This is a genomic window from Fibrisoma montanum (assembly GCF_003583365.1).
Lineage (GTDB): Bacteria > Bacteroidota > Bacteroidia > Cytophagales > Spirosomataceae > Fibrisoma > Fibrisoma montanum.
In genome coordinates this window covers 170,832-189,758 of the sequence record NZ_QXED01000001.1, presented here as the reverse complement: position 1 = coordinate 189,758, position 18,927 = coordinate 170,832, and the positions used below count along the sequence as shown (strand labels likewise).

The window sequence follows — 18,927 nt, the reverse complement described above, 5'->3', positions numbered from 1 at the left end:
TCTTGGTTTTCATACTTGTAAATCACGCTATTCATGAAGAAAATCATACTAACTGGGTCGGCGCTGTTGCTGATGGCGGCTGCGGCTTATGCGCAAAATACATCAACGGTTAACCAGAATGGTTCCAGCCAGCAGGCCGCGGCCCAGCAGATTGGAAGCAACAATCAGACGTCTAACATCCAGCAGATGCAGGGTGCCCAGACAAACTACGGTAATTATGCTGGTACGTTCCAGAACGGAAATACGACGGGACCTAATACGGCTACTGTAAATCAAAAGGACGGTTCGCAGGGTAACCGGGCGGGTGCTACTCAAAATGGAGCCAACAATACGTCGGAGATCAACCAGAACGGTACGGCTACCGGTTTAAGTGGCGGTCTGACAACGGGGACCGGCGCCAATCAGGGAAGCGCAGCCGGACTAGGGAACTTTGCCGGAACGCAGCAGCAAGGCACGTACAGCACTGCCACTATCAATCAGAACGGTGGTGCGCTGGGTGGTAGCACAAGCAACAACGCCGAGGTACGCCAGAATGGCAGCGGTGGTTCGGCCAATGTCAATACCGGTACCATCAACCAATCGAATAACTCGTCGGGCAACACGGCTGATATTTTCCAGGGGTTCTCGGGGAACACGCCTGGAACGGCTGTTAACAAGAATACCGCTACGGTCAACCAGCAGGGAGGTGCTGCCGGAGCCAGCCAGGGTAACGAAGCATCCATTACGCAAAGCAGCAACACAAACACCGCAACGGTTAACCAGAACAACGGCAGCGGTGGTGCCGGTACGCTGGGGAATGGGGCAACGGTTACGCAGTCTGGGACCGCCGGTTCTACTGCAACCGTAGATCAGAATAATAACTCGGTTGATAACACGACGCAGGTCGATCAAACGGGTGGTGGTTCACATACCGCTACGGTTAAGCAACAGGACAACAGTTCGACCAACAAGGCAACGGTTACGCAGGGAGGAACCGGCAACACCGCAACAGCCAATCAAAATGGGGTTTTCGGGGGTAACGCCAGCTCGGGCAATACGTTGACCATCGATCAGACCGGTACCAGCCAGACGGCCACTACCAATCAGAACGCTGGTGCACTTGGCGTAAGCTCGGGTAATACGGCTACCACTACGCAGCGGGGTAATCTTAATACGGCGACTGTTAACCAGAATAACAATAGTTCAGGCAATACGTCGACAGTAACTCAGTATGGTTCGGGTAGCAACGTCAATACGGTAATTACGTATCAAAACGGTGCCACCGGTATTGAAACGAAGAACAACACGATTTCGGTTACGCAGGGTGCCGATGGAGACGCCAAAAATAACAACAAAGCGGTTGCTACTCAGCAGGGAACACTGAACCAGATTACTGTTTCACAAACTGGCAACACTAACTCAGCCGCTCCGTCTAGTCTGGCTACTGATCCTAATACCTCAACGGCAGAAGTATTAGGGGTTATTCAGGTAGGAACAGGTAATGAGACGACAATCACTCAAAGTGGCTCGAATAATATGGCAAACGAAGTAGAAGCATTTGGTGATTACAACAAAACAAAAATTACTCAGACGGGGAGTGTCAATGAGGCTACTGTTCGAATGACACCCCTTCGTGGAACGGGTAACGACTACAATAATATTGAAATTAAACAGGCTGGTAATGGGCGACACGATGCTTTTTTTATCTTACGGTCAGCAAACAATTCGGCCCAAAATAGCCCTAACTTCCTGATTGATCAAACAGGCAATCGCCACTTTGCAAGTGTACGGGTCTACGGAGACAACGGGTCTCCAACTGGAACGCCTGGTATGGATAATAAAGTGTTCATAACTCAGATTGGTCAAAATGGTCAAGCGTTTACTCGTAACCGTGTAAACGCCGAAATCAACGGTGATAACAACACTGTAACAGTCAATCAGGATTCACAAGGCGGAAGCGCTGGGAACTGGATTGGTAGAGACAACAGTGGTGCTGAAACAGGTACTGGAATTTCCAACTCCCGGCGTGGCCTGTTTATTAGTGGTGACTATAACGAGGTTACTATATCTCAGACGGGTGGTGGCTCTAATGGAGCTACCAGTGCCAATCAGGTAAACATGGCCATTGAAAGTAATGCAACTGGCGTTGGTAACAAAAATGAGGTTAAAATCACCCAGAATGGTGACGGTAACAAAGTTGGTACCAGTGGCGGTGGTGGCACAATCGTTGATCTTACCTCGGCACGTGGTCTTTATGTTTCGGGCAACTCGAACAAAGTGAATATCACGCAGGATGGTGGCGACGAAACGAAAGCCAAGCAGAACGGTGGCGATCAGCTTACCGTAAAGCAGCAGAACGGCGCTACCAGCACAGCTAACCGCGTATTGATCGATCAGGGAACCGGTAACCAGATTGCAACCATCACCCAAAACGGGGACGGGAACAAAGTCGGTGGCCTTGGCGGTGTCGATACGTTTGCTACGCAGAACGGTGGGAACAATGAGGCCAACATTACGCAGACGGGTGTTGGTACTTCAAGCAACAGCATGCTGCTGAACCAGACCGGAGCCGGTAACCTGGTCATTTCGCAGCAGGTCAACCCCTAATCGCAAACAGGTAACCAGTGTGGATGGTTAAAACGGTTCATCGGGTTCGTGTTGCAGAATGTTGACCCGGTGGCCGTTTTTAACCCTAACTTCCAGAGAATCATGATACGTAATCTAGTTTGGTTGATCGCGTTCCTGCCGTTTGGGGTTTGCGCACAGTCGCAGGTCCAGTCAGAAGCCTTATGGCGGCCGGGCGTGCAGTTCTCCGATGAGACGCAGGCCGTGCTGTCGCAGTTTACGCCGGGGCAGACCACCACGGGCGGCTCACCGGAGATTGCCATCAGCCAGACCGGCGCGGGCAACGGCGTGAACCTGTCGGGAGGAGGAACCGGCAATCGCCTGAGTTTTACGCAGAACGGGAATGGCAATCAGCTGGGTCTGGAGTTGCTCGGCGATCAGAACACCTTCACGTTTGGGCAGCTCGGCAACAGCAACACGCTGGACCTGCGCAACGTACGGGCCAGCAACGAGCAGCTTGAGATCACCCAGCGGGGCGACGGCAACCGCCTGACCAGCGACGGCTATCCGTTCGCGACGGGCGTGCCCATCAAGGTAGAGCAGTCGGGTGGGATGCAGTTACAAATCACCAACGTCCGATGAATCACCGCTACGTCCGGTTTGTGGCCTTTCTGCTGGGCGTATTCGTCAGCAGTTTCTGCCTGGCGCAGGACCCGGAAGTAGAAGGTATGGGCGATCTGAATGAAGTGCTGAAGGAAGAAACGCTCACCGAAGAAGGCGCCGAGAGTCTGCTGCTCGACAATACCCGCAGCAAGATTGGTCGCGATTTCTACGAAACGTTCTATAAAGCCTACGTCAACGCTCCGCCCTCGGCCCCGGCCGACACGAGTCAACTGGCCCGCAAACCCCTGGATTTTGAACTGGATGTGTTTCTGGTCACCATCGAGGAACTGCCTTCTACATCGGGAATCGGCAACATCGTATCGGTGTCGGTCAATGATCAGCTCCTCTGGCAGCAGTTCGTGCAGGCCCGGCAGGATGTGATCGAAGAGTACGCGCTGAATGCGGTCGAAACGATCCGTCAGTACATTATCAGTTACCGGGACACTCAGCAGCAACTGGGTGATGAGGACCAGCGAGGGTCCGGTATTTTTTGAGTTAGTGCCAATAGCAAGCTATAAAGTTTTAAAAATTCCTTTCCATGAAACGAGTTCTACAGTGGAGCTGCTGGCTTCTGCTGGGTCTGCCTATGGCCCACGGTCAGCAGTTGATCTACCGCCCGGTGAACCCATCGTTCGGCGGCAACACCTTCAATTACGCCTGGATGCTCAGCTCTGCCCAGGCGCAGGATAAGCTCAAAGACCCCAGCATTCAGCGTACGACAACGTCGACCAACACGAGCCAGAATACCCTCAACAGCTTTGCCGAAAGTTTACAGCGGCAGTTGTTAAGCCGGATCACCAACAACCTCGTTAACCAGCAGTTCGGCGAAGAGGATATTAAGGAGGGTACGTACCGGTTCGGCGATTTTCAGGTCGATATTACCAACGGAACCGACGGCATCATTATCCGCATCACGGATGGCCGCGGGGGCGAAACCACCGTTACGGTTCCATATTTCTGATCGGGGTCTTTCTATCCACTTCTTTTCTTAGTATATCATGTCATTCCTACAGGGAAGAGCATTACCCTGGGTAATCGTCTCGGCATTGGGCTGGGTACTAACCGGGTGTAGCCCCTATTTTCATCAGCCAACCCGTCCCCGGGCCGCCCGGCTGGGCGAAGAAACGGCCATCACAACTGAACTGCGTCGACTGCCCCCCGCCAAGGAAAAGGTGGTAGCGGCCGTCTACAAATTCCGTGATCAGACCGGTCAGTACAAGCAGTCGGAGGTCGGCTCTACGTTCTCGACGGCCGTATCGCAGGGTACGACCAACATTCTGCTGAAGGCCCTCGAAGAAAGCGGCTGGTTTACGCCCATCGAGCGCGAAAACGTTGGTAACCTTCTGAACGAACGGAAGATCGTACGGTCCAGCGTAGCACAGTACAAAGACGGCGAAAACCTGCCCCCGCTGCTGTTCGCGGGTGTTATTCTGGAAGGGGGCGTGGTTTCCTACGACGCCAACATCATCACGGGCGGGGCGGGTCTGAAGTATTTCGCCACGGGTGGTTCCACGCAGTACCGGCAGGACCGCGTAACGGTGTATCTGCGGGCCGTAGCAACCCGGTCGGGCAAGATTCTCAAAACGGTGTACACGTCGAAAACCATCCTGTCGCAGTCGGTCGATGCCGGAATTTTCCGTTACGTCCGGTTCAAGCGGCTGCTGGAAGCTGAAACGGGTTTTACCACCAACGAACCGGCGCAGATGGCCGTAACGGAGGCTATTGAAAAGGCGGTTCACTCACTGGTGATCGAGGGGATCCGCGATGGGCTGTGGGCCGTAAACGACAAAGCGGTCGCGCAGACCAAACCGCTGCTCGACGCCTACGACAAGGAAAAGACCGAGATGAGCGAGACGGACGTATATGGGGTCCGGAAATATCCCATGAATGCCCCGTTCTGGTGTCTGCAACCCTACGGAGCGGTCTGGCGCTACTCGGGCGACTACGGTCGGCGGGTGCTCGAAACGGGCTACGGTGCCTCGTTCGATTTCCACATCACACCGGTGTTCGCCCTTCAGCTTAACGGCGGAGTGGGGACGCTGGCCAGCCGCGAAACCTTCCGGTCAAACGTCAGTACGCTGGATGCCAACCTGTTTTTCCGGATGCTGCCGTTCCAGCGCACAACGCCGTTCTTCTACGTCGGGGCGGGAATGATCTCCCGGCGCGGCAATACGGCTTTCGAGCTGGAGGGAAGTCGTTATTATAAGATCAACAGCGGTATCGGGCTTCAGTACACCCCCGCTAAGGCCATCAGCTTCCGGACCACGCTGGAGTACGCCCAGCCCCTCACCGACGACCTCGACGGCATCACGGCTGGTCGCTTCAACGACTATTACCTCCGGGCGTCGCTGGGGCTGGTATTGAACCTGGGCCGTTTTACACCCCCCACACCGAAAAATGTGGCGAAGAAGTAGGGCCAGATTACGTCATCCACAATCATTCCGGCTTTGGCCGATTTACTTAGCTATAAATGAGATATTTGATCGTAGTGCTTGGCATTCTTGCCAATCTGGTGCTCCTGTGGGGGTGCGAAGAAGACACGTTTGTTGAACCGCGGCAGGTAGGCTCCGTTCGGGGCCAGGTGCTGCTTAACACTGATCGTCAGCCGGTCAGGGATGCGCTGGTGAGGCTCAGTCCGGCCGGCCGGATTACCGAAACCGACTCAACGGGTAATTTTCGATTTGACAGCGTACTGGCCGGTAAATACACCATCCAGGTAACGAAAGAAGGCTTCCGGTCGGAGGTCGTAACGGTCGAATCGGACCAGTCGCTGATTGCCGTTGTGACGGTGTTGCTCGTGAACGACCGGGCGCAGAACCGTCCGCCCACGGCCGCATCGCAGCCCAGTCCGGCACCCGGTGCTACGCAGGTACCGATCCGGCCAATATTGCGCTGGAAAGCAACTGACCCCAACCGCGATACGCTGACGTACGACGTATTGCTGTTCCGCGAAGGCAGCACGACCCCAACCCGGTCGTACACGGGCGTCCGGCAGGATACGCTGGTGGTCGACAACCTGGCCTACAACGCGACGTACTACTGGCAGGTGATCGTTAAAGACGGCGTCAACACCGTCAACAGCGACGTATGGTCGTTCCGGACGATCCCGTTCCCGGATTTTGCCTACGTGTTTGCCCGGCGCATCGACGGGCGTTACCAGATTTTTACGGCGAACACAGACCGCGATGCCATTCAGCTGACCAGCGTGGGCAGCAACTGGCGGCCTATTGTGAGCCCGAATCGGGAGCAGATTGCGTTTATTTCCAACGCCGAAACTGACCTGCATCTGTACATAATGAACCGCGACGGCAGTGGCCTGCGCCGGGTAACGAACGTACCGGTGGCGGGTCTGTCGGCCACGGATCTGTCATTCTGCTGGTCGCCGGACGGAACACAACTGCTCTATCCGAGCAACGATAAGCTGTATGCCGTCCGGACTGACGGAACCGGGCTGCGGCTGGTGGGGCAGGCGGCTCCGGGACAGACGTTTGCCGGCTGCGACTGGACCGGCGTAGGGAATCGCATCATCGCCCGGATAACAAACGGTAATCTGTACAATAATAATCTGCTGCTCTTTTCGCCGGATGGCGGGCAACCCGACCTGGTCTTCAGTCGGCCGAACAGTCGGGTGAGCAATCCCGTGTTTTCCGTTGATGGCCGGCAAGTGCTGTTCTCGTACGACGTAAGTGATTTTTCGAATGAGCAGGGCCGGCAGCTCGATGCACGACTTACCCTATTGACGCTGGCGACGGGTGAACTAGTGGATCTGTCGACGCTGCGGGTCAACAACCAGAATGTCAACGTGAAACCCACCGGCACCAATGATCTTGACCCGCGTTTCTCACCGAATGGTTCGCGCGTAATTTTTACTAATACCGATAATACCGGCACCGGTCAGCGGAACGTGTTCGTGCTGGACATCACCGGCGGTAACCGGACGCAGGCACTTTCTCAGGCAGAAATGCCGTACTGGCGGTAAAGCGTGCTATCCACGCCGGACGGCTAATCCGGCGCGAATAGACTTTATAGCTAATAATGCAGTATCTGGCACTGCCCCTTCCTGAGCGTTGGCGGTGCCAGAACTTTTTGTGGCTTGCGCGGCCGGTCAAACGTTTGTAATGTTGTTGTACATTCCTACGGTTAACCTTATGAACGCAAACCTACTGATTCCGGCTTTCCTCCTGGCTGCGGCAGGTACACTGGCCCAGGCGCCAAATTACCCTACGATTGGTCATATTGTACGTACTGACCCCCGAATTGATAAACTTATCCCCAAAGACGCGAAAATTGAGGTGCTGGCCACCGGATTCGAGTGGTCGGAAGGGCCGGTCTGGGTTAAAAACGGCAGCTACCTGCTGTTCTCCGATGTACCGGCCAACACCATTTACAAATGGACCGAAAAAGAAGGCTGCCAGCCGTTCCTGAAGCCTTCGGGCTACACCGGCCTGCTGCCCTACGGTGACGAACCGGGTTCCAACGGCCTGACCATTGATGCGCAGGGACAGCTCATCGCCTGCGAACACGGCGACCGGCGTGTAACGGCTATGCCTCTGAGCGGGAGTGGAGGCAAAAAAACGCTGGCTGATACCTTCGGAGGCAAGCGGTTCAACAGCCCCAACGACGTAGTGGCTCATTCCAACGGCAGTTACTATTTCACCGATCCGCCCTACGGCTTACCTAAAAAAGAAAAAGATCCGTCGCGGGAGATCGACAAGTTTGGCGTTTATCGCATCGCGCCCAACGGCACCGTATCGATGCTGGTCGATGACCTGACCCGGCCGAACGGCATCGCCCTGTCGCCCGATGAAAAGACGCTGTACGTAGCTCAGTCAGACCCTGAGAAGCCCGTCATTATGGCGTATCCCATTCAGGCCGACGGAACCATCGGCAAGGGGACAATGATCTTTGGCCCCGACGGACTGCAGAAACAGGGCCTTCGGGGCGGTTTCGATGGCATGAAATTGGACCGCGACGGTAACATCTGGACCACGGGACCGGGCGGGGTGCTGGTGCTGTCGCCGAAAGGCGAGTTTCTGGGGCACATCAACATCGGGGGCGCAACGGCCAACTGCGCCTGGGGCGACGATGGCTCAACGCTGTACATCACCGCCGACATGTACCTCTGTCGGGTCAGGACCACAGCGAAAGGCTGGTAACATCCGGGCTGCCCAGTTCCGGTCAGGCGGGAGCTTAGCTAAGACCGGTAAATTGCAAGTATTGAATGAATTACTGGATTACCCTAACATTACCAAACAGCAGGAAACATTCGTCTTTGCTTTTGTTATCTTTGTAAGGGATTGAGCTGCGTAGCTTGGATTTAGGAACTATATTCTCATGTTGGAGAATCGGAAGTATGTCATAATCGGCGTTTTCTGCCTCGTCGGACTGACGTATTTAACTCGTTTATTTTACCTGCAGGTATTGGATGATAGTTATTCGCTGGGTTCGTCGAAGAACTCAATCAAACGGGTCATCGAAATACCGTACCGGGGGCAGATATATGATCGTAGCGGGCAATTAATTGTGTATAACACCCCCGTTTACGACTTGTATGTTACGCCCAAGAAAGTGAGGATTCCGGATACGCTAGCGTTCTGCCGGATGATGGACATCTCCGTATCGGAGTTCGACAGCATTATGGGGCTGGCCAAAAACTACTCGCCCGTTAAGCCGTCGCTGTTCTTGCGGCAGTTGTCCAAAGAAGATTTCGCCCGTATTCAGGATGCCCTGGTCGACTACCGGGGTTTTGAACCGGTCATCAGTTCCATGCGAACGTATCCCGCCCGGACGCTGGCCAATGCGCTCGGCTACGTCAGCGAGGTTACCAAGAAGCAACTGGACGATCAGGAAACCCCCTATTACCGGCAGGGTGATTACATTGGGCACAACGGGCTCGAAGAGCAGTATGAAGAACAGCTCCGTGGCCGGCGGGGCGTAAAGTTTATTATGCAGAACGTGCGGGGGGTGAACAAGGGCTCCTGGAAGGACGGCGCATTTGATACGCTGGCTGTGGCTGGGCAGAACCTTATTACCGGTATCGATCTGGAAGCTCAGCGATACGCCGACAGCCTGATGCACAATAAAGTAGGCAGCGTAATCGCCATCGAACCATCGACGGGCGAAATTCTGGTGTCGGTGTCCGCCCCGACCTACGACCCCAATATGCTGTCGAGCCGGTTCTTTTCGAAGAACTACCGGGCGTTGATGAAAAATCCGTATAAGCCGCTGATTAACCGACCGATCATGGCGAGCTACCGGCCGGGGTCAACGTTCAAGTTGATTCAGGCCCTGGTGGCGCAGCAGCAGGGAACCCTGACGACGCATACGGTATACGGGCACGGCGGCTCACCCATGCGCTGCCACTGCCGCGGTGGGCAGGACCTGCGCGGAGCCGTGCAGTATTCCTGCAATCCGTATTTCTATAACGTATTCCGCCGGATGATCTACAACAACGGCGAACAGAACACGTTCCGGGCTTCGGCCATCGGTCTGCAGGAGTGGCACGACTGGGTTGAAAAGTTCGGCATTGGGGAGCGGCTGGGCGTCGACCTGCCGAGCGAACTGAAAGGGAACCTGCCCACGGTCAACTACTACAACAAGGTGTACGGAGGGCAGAACCGCTGGAAATTCTCTAACGTCTACTCGCTCAGTATCGGCGAAGGCGAACTGCTCATCAGTCCGCTGAAGCTGGCTAACCTGGCCGCCATTATTGCCAATCGTGGCTACTACATCACCCCTCATTACATCAAAGGCTTTGGGAAAGCGGGGGTTGGTGTGCCGGCCGAATACGTCAAGCACCACGACATGGGAATTAACCGGGAATACTACCTGCCCGTCATCGACGGTATGCGCCGGGCGGTGGTGGCCGGTACGGTAACCCCCCTCGTTAATACAACCAACATTGACCTGTGCGGCAAAACCGGTACGTCGCAGAATGCTAAATACGGTCATAAATATGACCACTCCATCTTCGTTGGGTTCGCCCCGATGAATAACCCGAAGATTGCGATTGCCGTGTTCGTTGAGCGGGCCGGCTGGGGTGGGGGCGCAGCGGCATCCGTGGCGGCTCTGGTGGCTGAACGGTATCTGAAACGCCGGACCGAAGCTAAAAAGCTGGAGGAGAAGGTAATGGCTACTGCCAGTTTGCCGCCTATCACGCAGGCCCCAAAACCGAAACTGCCTGCTCCGAAAAAAGATTCAGGCCGTAAATCGGCGGATTCGGCTTCGTCAAAGCCGCTGATGACCACAACCAAACCGAAATCGGTTACCGCGCCCGCAGTCGCGAGTGGTAATTAATATGAATCGGACCGATCCTTTTACCCGCAATATTGACTGGCTGACGCTGATTCTGTACCTGGGTTGCGTTATGATCGGCTGGCTCAATGTCTACGCGGCCGTATACAGTCCCGAAGATCATACCAGTTTGTTCGATTTGACAACGAACGCCGGCAAGCAGCTTATGTGGATTGGCACCACGGTGATCCTGGTCATTTGTGTGCTGGTTATCCACCACCGGTTTTATGACTCGTTTGCGTATATCATCTACGGTTTTGTGATTCTAATGCTGCTGCTGGTGCTTGTGGCCGGTAGCAACATCAACGGGTCGCGGTCGTGGTTCAAACTAGGTTCATTCACCATCCAGCCGGCTGAGTTTGCCAAGGTGGCTACGTCGCTGGCCATTGCCAGGTATCTCGACAGTCCGACGATCAACCTGGCAAAACAGAAAGATTTACTTTACATCGGCGGGATCATTCTGCTGCCCTGTGTGCTGATTCTGGCGTCGCACGAGGCCGGGCAGATGCTCGTTTTTGCCTCGTTTCTGGTGGTGCTGTACCGTGAAGGGCTGCCCGGCTGGATTCCAATGACGGTGATTGCCGCGGCTGCTCTGCTGATTCTGGGACTGGCGCTTCCCAATCTGGTGTTATTCATCGGACTGGTAGCGGTGTGCGGTTTGGTTATCCTGCTGCTGCCGCGCTACAACCGGACGCCCCGCAACATGCTGATCATTGCCGGTATTGGTTTGCTGGCCATGGCCTACGCTACCAGTACCGAATTCCTGGTGGAGAACGTACTGGAAAAACACCAGCGGAACCGGATCAAAGTGCTGCTCGATCCGACCATCGATCCGCTGGGAGTAGGCTGGAACGTAACGCAGGCCAAAATTGCCATTGGTTCAGGGCGGCTCCAGGGGAAAGGATTTCTGGAAGGGACGCAGACTAAGTTTGACTTCGTGCCGGAGCAAAGCACCGACTTTATCTTCTGCACCATCGGCGAAGAGCACGGCTTCATCGGCAGTGCCATCGTGATTGGGCTATTCATTGGCCTGCTGTGCCGGATTGTAATTCTGGCCGAAAAGCAGCGGAACAAATTCGCCCGTGTCTACGGCTATTGCGTCGTAGGGATTATTTTCTTCCACGTGCTGGTAAACGTCGGTATGACCATCGGTCTGATGCCCGTAATCGGTATTCCGCTGCCATTTTTCAGTTACGGCGGTTCGTCGCTCTGGTCATTCTCCATTCTGCTGTTCATCTTCCTGAAACTCGATTCGCGACGAACGAGCATGCTGTCAAGGGTTTAAGTGGCAAGTTGTAAACTGGGGCGGGTAGGCATTAAATGCTTACCCGCCCCAGTTTTTTTAGGCCATCAAAAAAAATCAGGCAACGCATGCAACCAGCCCCGGCCTGCTTATCATCTACTGGTCAGAATACGCAGTGAGACCCGTTTCCTAAACCCTTACTTTTCGTATTCACCCAGACAACAGTAGACAACAAATACAACTGAACCATGAAAACCGCTAAACACATCCTGACCGCATCCTTCCTCTTTGCTTCAACCTTCGCGTTCGCTCAGCAAAGCGACACTATCAGGACCGAAATCAAAACTAAAGCAAGTCCTTCGCGAACCGTTGAACGTATCGCCGACGATCTGCACATCTACGTTGGTTTCAACAATGTCGGGGGCGCTGTTCCAACGAGCTACGAGTTTCGGCCGGTTGGGTCCCGCTTCGTAGCCCTGTCGTGGCAATATCGGGTTCCGCTGGCCGTCAAGGGCAGCACGAAACTCCGGCTCTTCACCGGACCCGAAGTAGCCTGGAACAACTTTATGTTCGACGGGCAGAACACCCTGGTCGAGCGCAACAACCAGCTCGTTGTGGAACCGGCTGCCGAAGAACTGAAAAAGTCCAAGTTAACCACGGCGCAGCTCAACCTGCCGGTTATTCTGAACGTAACGTTCCGGTCGGGCCTGTCGCTGGGCGTCGGGGCGTATGCCGGACTTCGGCTCGACAGCTACACCAAAGTGAAGCCGGTTGGTGGGTCGGCCGTCCGGACACACGGCTCCTTTAACCTGAACCCGCTACGCTGGGGCCTGACTACCGAGTTGGGCTTCTGCCGCCAAACCCGATTGTTCGTTCGCTACGAGCCGGGCAGTCTATTCAAAGCAGGTGAGGGGCCGGACATGAACGTCTGGTCGGCAGGAATTAAGCTGTGATCTGGCAGTAGGCTCTTAAAAGAACCCAGACTGGATGGCCCGCACGACGTACGATTGGATCGTGCGGGCATCCAAAAGTTTCCGATACGCCACTTAGGGGTCAGCCATCAAGGCACTTATCCGCATCACCCGGTACCAATAATAAGCGGTCTTAAATTTTCCTGAAAAATAATTGCACCCGGATGCAACGTTGGGTAACTGACTTCACTCTTTACCCAAATTCCCTTCATCAATCAGTAAGCCCGTTGCATAATCCGTTCATACAGCTCAATAGACCGCTTGTGTAAGAACAGGTACCCGGTGATGCATACTACCTACTTTTGCCATGTACTTACGCAGCAAGTCTAATGAAACCTTTCCTTTTTAAAGCAGCTGGTATGAAATCGATATGTACTTTTTTAGCGGTTGTTCTGGTAACGGTAACCACCGCATTCGGGCAGATTCCAACCCGCGGTAAAGTATACGGGCAGGTTGGAACAGTGGCCGGTAAACCGCTTGAGTTTACGACCATGATGTTACTTAAGGCAAAAGACTCGACCCTGGTAAAAGGGGCTGTCAGTGATGCCGTTGGTCATTATGAATTTGAAAACGTAGGCGCCGGCGAATACCTGGTGGCTGCGCAGCAGATAGGATACCGCAAGGCGTACAGTCAGCGGTTTGCATTGGATGAGGCCCGGCCAGCCGTTGAAGTACCGGCGCTGGCCATGACCGATGAGACCCAAAACCTGTCGGAAGTAAAGGTGGTAGCCAAAAAACCGTTCATTGAACAGCAGGTAGACCGTACGGTCGTAAATGTTGAAAACAGCATCGTTGCCAGCGGCAATACCGCCCTGGAAGTGCTCGAAAAAGCACCGGGCGTAACTATTGACCGCCAGAACGATCAGATTCAGCTGAAAGGTAAATCAGGGGTAATTGTTTATATCGACGGCAAGCAGACGTATCTGTCGGGGCAGGAGGTGGCCAATCTGCTGAAAAACACGCCGAGTGATAACATCGAGAAAATTGAGATCATCACGAACCCCGGTTCTAAATACGACGCGGCCGGTAACTCGGGGATCATCAACATCAAGATGAAGAAAAACAAGAACTTCGGCACGAATGGTACGTGGGTCGCCGGATTGGGAATGGGCCGCTTCGAAAAATACAACACGAGCCTGAACCTGAACCACCGCGAAGGAAAGATCAACGTATTCGGTAATTACAGCTACTTCCACAACCGGCGTTTTCAGGAGAATGAACTGAACCGGCTTATTCCGTTCAACGGTACGGTTACGTACTTCGACCAGAAATCGTACCGCCCGAACCGCTTCGACGGACATACCTACCGGGCCGGGTTGGACTATTTCGTCAGTAAGAAAAGCACGATCGGGGTACTGGCTACAGGATTTATCAACGACTGGAATCAGTACAATGCCGTCAACAACACCATCATTCGGAACGCGGCCGGTGAGATTACGTTGAAGCCGACCACTGCCGTAACGGTTCAGAACAAGTGGACGAACCTGACCGGGAATCTGAACTATAAATACGAATTCAACGGCAAAGGCCGTGAGCTGACCGCCGACATGGATTACTCGCGCTATAACGGCGATTCGTACAATAATCTGGTGACGACGTACCGGAACGCGCAGGACGAAATTGAGCAGCCAACCGAAACGGTTCGCAATGATATGCCGTCGGTGATCGACATCTGGGCATTCAAGTCAGACTACGTGCACCCGACGAAGAAAGGAAAATGGGAAACTGGTATCAAGAGCAGCTACGTACAGTCAGACAACAACCTGGTGTTCGAGAATCTGCTCGATAACCGCTGGGTATTGAATGAAAACCAGAGTAACCGGTTTAAATACCAGGAAAATATCAACGCAGTGTATGCCAATTACTCAGGTAAGCTGGATAAGAAAACGAGTTTGCAGTTTGGCCTGCGGGTTGAGCAGACGCACTCAAAAGGTAATTCGGTAACGCTGAACCGCGTTGTGGACCGGAACTATACCAACCTGTTCCCGACGCTGTTCCTGTCGCGGCAGCTCGATACCAGCAACGTACTGAACTTTTCGTACAGCCGCCGGATCGACCGCCCGAACTATCAGAACCTGAATCCGTTCCGGTTCTACCTCGATCCGTACACGTACCAGCAGGGCAACCCGTACCTGAAACCACAGTTCACGAACTCGTACCAGTTGACGCACGTGTATAAGGGATCGTTCTCAACCTCGCTGTCGTACAGCCGCACTACGGACGTAATCGTAAACGAGGTGCCGGGCCAGATTCCGGAGCAGAACATTACCTACGTTACGTCCGACAACCTGGCGACGCAGGATAATGTGAGCCTGACGATGAGTTTCCCGCTGCCGATCCGGAAGTGGTGGAACATGCAGAACAACATTACGGTGTTCTACAACAAGTTTGATTCGCCCTACCTCGGTGCGCAGTACAACGTAGACTTTGTCGCCTACAACCTGTACTCATCGAACACGTTCACGCTGGGCAAAGGGTTCTCGGCCGAACTGGCGGGCTGGTACAACTCGAAGGGGCTGTATGGTTTCTACCGCTACCAGCCACAGGGCGCCTTCAGTGTCGGCTTGCAGAAGACGGTCCTGAACAAGAAGGGTACGCTGAAACTGAACGTAAACGATCCTTTCTGGCTGAACCAGTTCAAAGGATACGCCAAATACCAGGATATTGATTTCCGAATCACCTCCCGCTGGGAGAGCCGGGTCGCCCGTGTTACGTTCACCTACCGTTTCGGTAACCAGAACGTAAAAGCTGCCCGCCAGCGCAGCACCAGTACGGAAGCCGAACGCAACCGGGCCGGTGGTGGCAGCAACTAAGCCTGCTGGAACAGACGGACACAGATACTAAAGAGCATAGAGTTTAGTTTAGGTTAAGAAAACGTGAAAGCCAGTCCCGCATTGAGGGCTGGCTTTTTTGTTGGTTGATAGTCTGGTACAAGTGGTCGCGGTCAGACCTTCAAACTAGCTGTTACGTAGCTTTGCTTTGATTGTTAGGGAAGTAAGCCGTAATGTCAGAATCAGGCTACGCTGGCGTACCACGCTTTCCGCATCTCAATCAACAGGCGCTCAATACGTTCCAGGTCCGGGTGGTCGGGTAGGGGGCTGGTGTTGGCAGCCGCTTCAACTGCCGCTACTTTCTGCTCGGCCCGAGCAATCAGGTCGTCGTAGTCGTAGGCACCGGCCCGGATGCGGAGCAGTTCATCGCGGTTGGGTCGACGCACGATTACCTGGCCGGCCCGCAGAATTTCGGCGGCCATATCGAGCAGCCGGAACGTATGCATCATGTTTTTGGCATCGTATTGTTTGCCGTGTTCGAGGGTATTCTGGAAACGGACTTCGTTTCGCTTTTCCACCCATTCCCAGTATTCCCGGTAGTCTTTACAGTAACTCGAATATCCGTCGTGATTAACGGAGAGAAAGGCAGAAGGAGCCATGTCCTTCGGAACGCTGCTGAGCGTCACCTCGTCGGCTTCGGGGTATTTTATAACGCCCTTGAACCTCAGGGTGCCGGTGGGATCATAATAGAGGGCGTATAGATCGCGGGCGTGCGGAATGCTGACCAGGCCGCACTGCGCCTGCTGCCAGTGGCGTTCGGCCAAAAAATCGAGGAGCGGCCGGGAAGCTGATGACAAGTTGTTCTGTTCGGCCAGAACGTAGCAGAAGTGAAGCAGCGACTTACGTTCTTTCGGAATCGGATTCAGAATCTTCTTATTGAGACCACGGGCTTTTTTGATCTGGCTTACCGCATAGCCCGCGAACGTAACCTTACACAAACGTGACAGAAAAACGTCCGGCCGAAGCCGATCCATGAGTGGGTGGCGGTACAGCACACAGTCGGCCGGAGTGCAGAGTAATTCCAGGATGTTCGGATTATTTTTAGCGAGGAGCTCGACAAACCGGCGAAGTTCGTAAAAGACCACATCGTTGCGGTCGTCGTTGATCTGCTCAACGTAATGCAGGCCGTACAACTCATCCTGGGGCATCACAAAAACGCCCCGGATATCGGTATCGGACGTAGGAAGATCGGTGCCGTAGGCCTTGCTGCCACTGATGCACTCAAACAGAATAAGGTTACGTTCGCGCAGTTCCTGGATAGTCATGGGGCCAAAATACCCATAAAAAAGATAAGGTCCCCTGATCGAAGCAGAGGACCCTATACTGACTATTCCTAAACCCTTAACCTTTTCTACATGAAAAACTAACTTTTACCCATTTCTGTTCCAAAAAACCTGAGCAATTTGGTATAATTTTCAACTACTCTAGCTCAAGTGGTTCGCTGGCTCTCCGATCAGTATCCCAAAGGAAATTGATCATCCGGGTCGTGTAATTAGCCTGAGTCAACCAGCGGCTGGCTCCGGAATCACTACGTTTAGCCAGTTGCTCGTTCAACCGATCAGCGGCTTCGTTGAATGAATCCCGGGTGGCCTTATCGAGGCTTAGCACCGCTACTGGATTCTGGTTATACAACGTAACTACACTTATGTAGTTTTGCCAATCTGATTTACGAGCGAATCGACTTACACGCTGTTCAATGTAGGAAGCAAATTGCTTCTCAGTTCCATTGACCAGCAAGGCGGTTGCCGGCTTGTTTGCTGCCGGGCTATCATCGGTGAAGGTGGTAGCCGCGGTTGCCTGTTCGACCGCCAGTCCTAATGCAAGAACCAGCGACACAAAGATAACACGCGATTTCATTGATTTGTTCTATTTTGGTTTCAGTTATTGAACGCACAAATATCTTAATAAATTCTTTGAATACAAAGGTTCGTATAGGACGGTATAGAATTTTATTTTGAATAATAGATTGTGTTTAGTTATTATATCGAAAAAATTCGACGTAAATATCATTTATACAGAATAATATTTTATACCAATAACTATTGATTTGTATAAAAAATTTAATTGATATTTTTAAAAGTTCTTTATTAAATTATATTATTGGTTAAAATTGTTCATAGCAAATTGTATTCCCATAGTGCAAAACGCGAGGGCTGCATTGCCTGCCCGGTCCAGATAGTCCGGTAATTGGATCAGTTCATCCTCAGGAAACTGCCCCAATACGAAATCTACCTGACGGCCTTTCGAAAAATTATTGCCGATTCCGACCCGAAGCCGGGCGTACTCTTGGGTGCCCAGCACCTCGTCGATGTGGCGCAACCCGTTGTGTCCCCCCGGCGATCCTTTGGGCTTCAGGCGCAGCTTGCCAAAGGGCAAATCTTTGTCGTCGGTGATAACCAGCAGGTTGTCGACCGGGATGTTTTCCTGCTTCAGGTAGTACTGAACCGCCCGGCCGCTGAGATTCATGTACGTAGTGGGTTTCACAAAAAACAACTGCTTGCCTTTGTGCTGCCATTTGGCGGTATAGGCCAGACGGGTCATCGAGAAGGCAAAGTCATGCTGAGCCGCCAGGCGGTCAAGTACCATAAAGCCCGCGTTATGGCGGGTGAGTGCGTATTCCGGGCCGATGTTTCCGAGGCCCACAAGCAGGAATTTAGTCATAATCCAGATCAGTGGATGCGTTAATCAAGACCTAATCAGCCGCAAACTTCGTACTATTTTCAACGCGGGCCGTCATACCTTACTACTTGTCTTCGCCCACAAGAACGAACTAATTGACTAACTGATTGACTATTTTTACCTCATGAATCAACAACGCCTTATCCTTTCCAGTCCGCTGCTGGAGATTGTTATCAGTCGGCTCACGCAGGAACTGATCGAAAAACACCAGGATTTCGCCCATTCCGTGCTGCTGGGTATGCAGCCCCGCGGTATTTATTTTGCCGAGCGGGTAAGCCGGGAGTTGAACCGTACGCTGGGGCGCGAGGTGCCGCTGGGCTATCTGGATGCTACGTTCTACCGCGACGACTTTCGCCGGCGCGATTCTCCACTGCGGCCCAATACGACTCATGTACCGTTTTTGATTGAAGATAAACGCGTTATTCTGATCGACGATGTACTGGCAACGGGCCGGATGGTCAGGGCCGCGCTGGATGCGATGACGGCCTTCGGCCGGCCGCGTCAGGTGGAGTTACTCGTTCTGGTCGACCGGCGCTACAACCGCGATCTGCCCATCAAGCCAGACTATACCGGCAAACGCGTCAATACCCTGGAATCGCAGCGGGTCCTGGTCGAATGGACTGAGCAGGGGGCCGAAGCGGATCGGATCTGGCTGGTTGGGTAGCCAGACTTTGGGTGTGTATCAATCTTTTTGCCTGCACAG

15 protein-coding genes are annotated in these 18,927 nt (G+C 53.5%); 12 read left to right on the top strand and 3 right to left on the bottom strand.

Annotated elements, in window-relative coordinates:
- The first annotated feature begins 33 nt into the window (after positions 1-33).
- From DYU11_RS00845 to DYU11_RS00795, 11 genes are all read left to right on the top strand, one after another.
- On the top strand, positions 34-2,586 hold the full coding sequence (locus DYU11_RS00845; protein ID WP_119665757.1) for a beta strand repeat-containing protein: 2,553 nt from the start codon (positions 34-36) through the stop codon (positions 2,584-2,586).
- A gap of 102 nt (positions 2,587-2,688) precedes the next feature.
- A complete protein-coding gene (locus DYU11_RS00840; protein ID WP_119665756.1) occupies positions 2,689-3,186 on the top strand; it encodes a hypothetical protein in 498 nt (165 codons plus the stop codon).
- Positions 3,183-3,701: a CsgE family curli-type amyloid fiber assembly protein gene (locus tag DYU11_RS00835; protein WP_119665755.1), complete on the top strand. Its 519-nt coding sequence runs from the start codon at positions 3,183-3,185 to the stop codon at positions 3,699-3,701. The genes DYU11_RS00840 and DYU11_RS00835 overlap by 4 nt, the downstream gene beginning before the upstream one ends.
- 44 nt (positions 3,702-3,745) lie before the next feature.
- Positions 3,746-4,168, top strand: coding sequence for a curli production assembly/transport component CsgF (locus tag DYU11_RS00830; RefSeq protein WP_119665754.1), 423 nt, complete (start codon positions 3,746-3,748; stop codon positions 4,166-4,168).
- Between the two features lie 37 nt (positions 4,169-4,205).
- Positions 4,206-5,621, top strand: coding sequence for a CsgG/HfaB family protein (locus DYU11_RS00825; protein ID WP_119665753.1), 1,416 nt, complete (start codon positions 4,206-4,208; stop codon positions 5,619-5,621).
- Positions 5,622-5,677: 56 nt separating this feature from the next.
- Positions 5,678-7,186, top strand: coding sequence for a carboxypeptidase regulatory-like domain-containing protein (locus tag DYU11_RS00820; RefSeq protein ID WP_119665752.1), 1,509 nt, complete (start codon positions 5,678-5,680; stop codon positions 7,184-7,186).
- Positions 7,187-7,355: 169 nt separating this feature from the next.
- Positions 7,356-8,363: an SMP-30/gluconolactonase/LRE family protein gene (locus DYU11_RS00815; protein ID WP_199736645.1), complete on the top strand. Its 1,008-nt coding sequence runs from the start codon at positions 7,356-7,358 to the stop codon at positions 8,361-8,363.
- A gap of 178 nt (positions 8,364-8,541) precedes the next feature.
- Complete coding sequence (locus DYU11_RS00810) at positions 8,542-10,503, top strand: penicillin-binding transpeptidase domain-containing protein (RefSeq protein WP_119665750.1); 1,962 nt, start codon at positions 8,542-8,544, stop codon at positions 10,501-10,503.
- Position 10,504: 1 nt separating this feature from the next.
- Positions 10,505-11,785 carry a rod shape-determining protein RodA gene (rodA, locus tag DYU11_RS00805; protein WP_119665749.1) on the top strand — a complete coding sequence of 427 codons (1,281 nt, stop codon included), beginning with the start codon at positions 10,505-10,507 and terminating at the stop codon, positions 11,783-11,785.
- A gap of 206 nt (positions 11,786-11,991) precedes the next feature.
- The gene (locus DYU11_RS00800) at positions 11,992-12,696 is read left to right on the top strand and encodes an outer membrane beta-barrel protein (protein ID WP_119665748.1); all 705 of its coding nucleotides are present in this window, start codon (positions 11,992-11,994) and stop codon (positions 12,694-12,696) included.
- 377 nt (positions 12,697-13,073) lie between these two features.
- The gene (locus tag DYU11_RS00795) at positions 13,074-15,527 is read left to right on the top strand and encodes an outer membrane beta-barrel family protein (RefSeq protein ID WP_119666660.1); all 2,454 of its coding nucleotides are present in this window, start codon (positions 13,074-13,076) and stop codon (positions 15,525-15,527) included.
- Positions 15,528-15,727: 200 nt separating this feature from the next.
- Here the strand turns inward: DYU11_RS00795 and DYU11_RS00790 are convergent, their stop codons facing one another.
- From DYU11_RS00790 to pth, 3 genes are all read right to left on the bottom strand, one after another.
- The gene (locus DYU11_RS00790) at positions 15,728-16,810 is read right to left on the bottom strand and encodes a nucleotidyltransferase domain-containing protein (RefSeq protein WP_119665747.1); all 1,083 of its coding nucleotides are present in this window, start codon (positions 16,808-16,810) and stop codon (positions 15,728-15,730) included.
- 154 nt (positions 16,811-16,964) lie between these two features.
- Positions 16,965-17,402 carry a hypothetical protein gene (locus DYU11_RS00785; protein WP_119665746.1) on the bottom strand — a complete coding sequence of 146 codons (438 nt, stop codon included), beginning with the start codon at positions 17,400-17,402 and terminating at the stop codon, positions 16,965-16,967.
- 240 nt (positions 17,403-17,642) lie between these two features.
- Positions 17,643-18,206, bottom strand: a complete 564-nt coding sequence (gene pth / locus DYU11_RS00780; protein ID WP_119665745.1) for an aminoacyl-tRNA hydrolase — start codon at positions 18,204-18,206, stop codon at positions 17,643-17,645.
- Between the two features lie 142 nt (positions 18,207-18,348).
- On the opposite strand from pth, the gene pyrR reads away from it, so the two are divergent.
- Positions 18,349-18,888: a bifunctional pyr operon transcriptional regulator/uracil phosphoribosyltransferase PyrR gene (gene pyrR, locus DYU11_RS00775; RefSeq protein ID WP_119665744.1), complete on the top strand. Its 540-nt coding sequence runs from the start codon at positions 18,349-18,351 to the stop codon at positions 18,886-18,888.
- Positions 18,889-18,927 lie beyond the last annotated feature (39 nt).

Coding starts and splice junctions, on each gene's coding strand:
- DYU11_RS00810 (WP_119665750.1), top strand. CDS start 8,542: ATGTTGGAGAATCGGAAGTATGTCATAATCGGCGTTTTCTGCCTCGTC.
- DYU11_RS00800 (WP_119665748.1), top strand. CDS start 11,992: ATGAAAACCGCTAAACACATCCTGACCGCATCCTTCCTCTTTGCTTCA.
- DYU11_RS00795 (WP_119666660.1), top strand. CDS start 13,074: ATGAAATCGATATGTACTTTTTTAGCGGTTGTTCTGGTAACGGTAACC.
- DYU11_RS00820 (WP_119665752.1), top strand. CDS start 5,678: ATGAGATATTTGATCGTAGTGCTTGGCATTCTTGCCAATCTGGTGCTC.
- rodA (WP_119665749.1), top strand. CDS start 10,505: ATGAATCGGACCGATCCTTTTACCCGCAATATTGACTGGCTGACGCTG.
- DYU11_RS00790 (WP_119665747.1), bottom strand. CDS start 16,810: ATGACTATCCAGGAACTGCGCGAACGTAACCTTATTCTGTTTGAGTGC.
- DYU11_RS00835 (WP_119665755.1), top strand. CDS start 3,183: ATGAATCACCGCTACGTCCGGTTTGTGGCCTTTCTGCTGGGCGTATTC.
- DYU11_RS00785 (WP_119665746.1), bottom strand. CDS start 17,402: ATGAAATCGCGTGTTATCTTTGTGTCGCTGGTTCTTGCATTAGGACTG.
- DYU11_RS00825 (WP_119665753.1), top strand. CDS start 4,206: ATGTCATTCCTACAGGGAAGAGCATTACCCTGGGTAATCGTCTCGGCA.
- DYU11_RS00815 (WP_199736645.1), top strand. CDS start 7,356: ATGAACGCAAACCTACTGATTCCGGCTTTCCTCCTGGCTGCGGCAGGT.
- pyrR (WP_119665744.1), top strand. CDS start 18,349: ATGAATCAACAACGCCTTATCCTTTCCAGTCCGCTGCTGGAGATTGTT.
- DYU11_RS00845 (WP_119665757.1), top strand. CDS start 34: ATGAAGAAAATCATACTAACTGGGTCGGCGCTGTTGCTGATGGCGGCT.
- DYU11_RS00840 (WP_119665756.1), top strand. CDS start 2,689: ATGATACGTAATCTAGTTTGGTTGATCGCGTTCCTGCCGTTTGGGGTT.
- DYU11_RS00830 (WP_119665754.1), top strand. CDS start 3,746: ATGAAACGAGTTCTACAGTGGAGCTGCTGGCTTCTGCTGGGTCTGCCT.
- pth (WP_119665745.1), bottom strand. CDS start 18,206: ATGACTAAATTCCTGCTTGTGGGCCTCGGAAACATCGGCCCGGAATAC.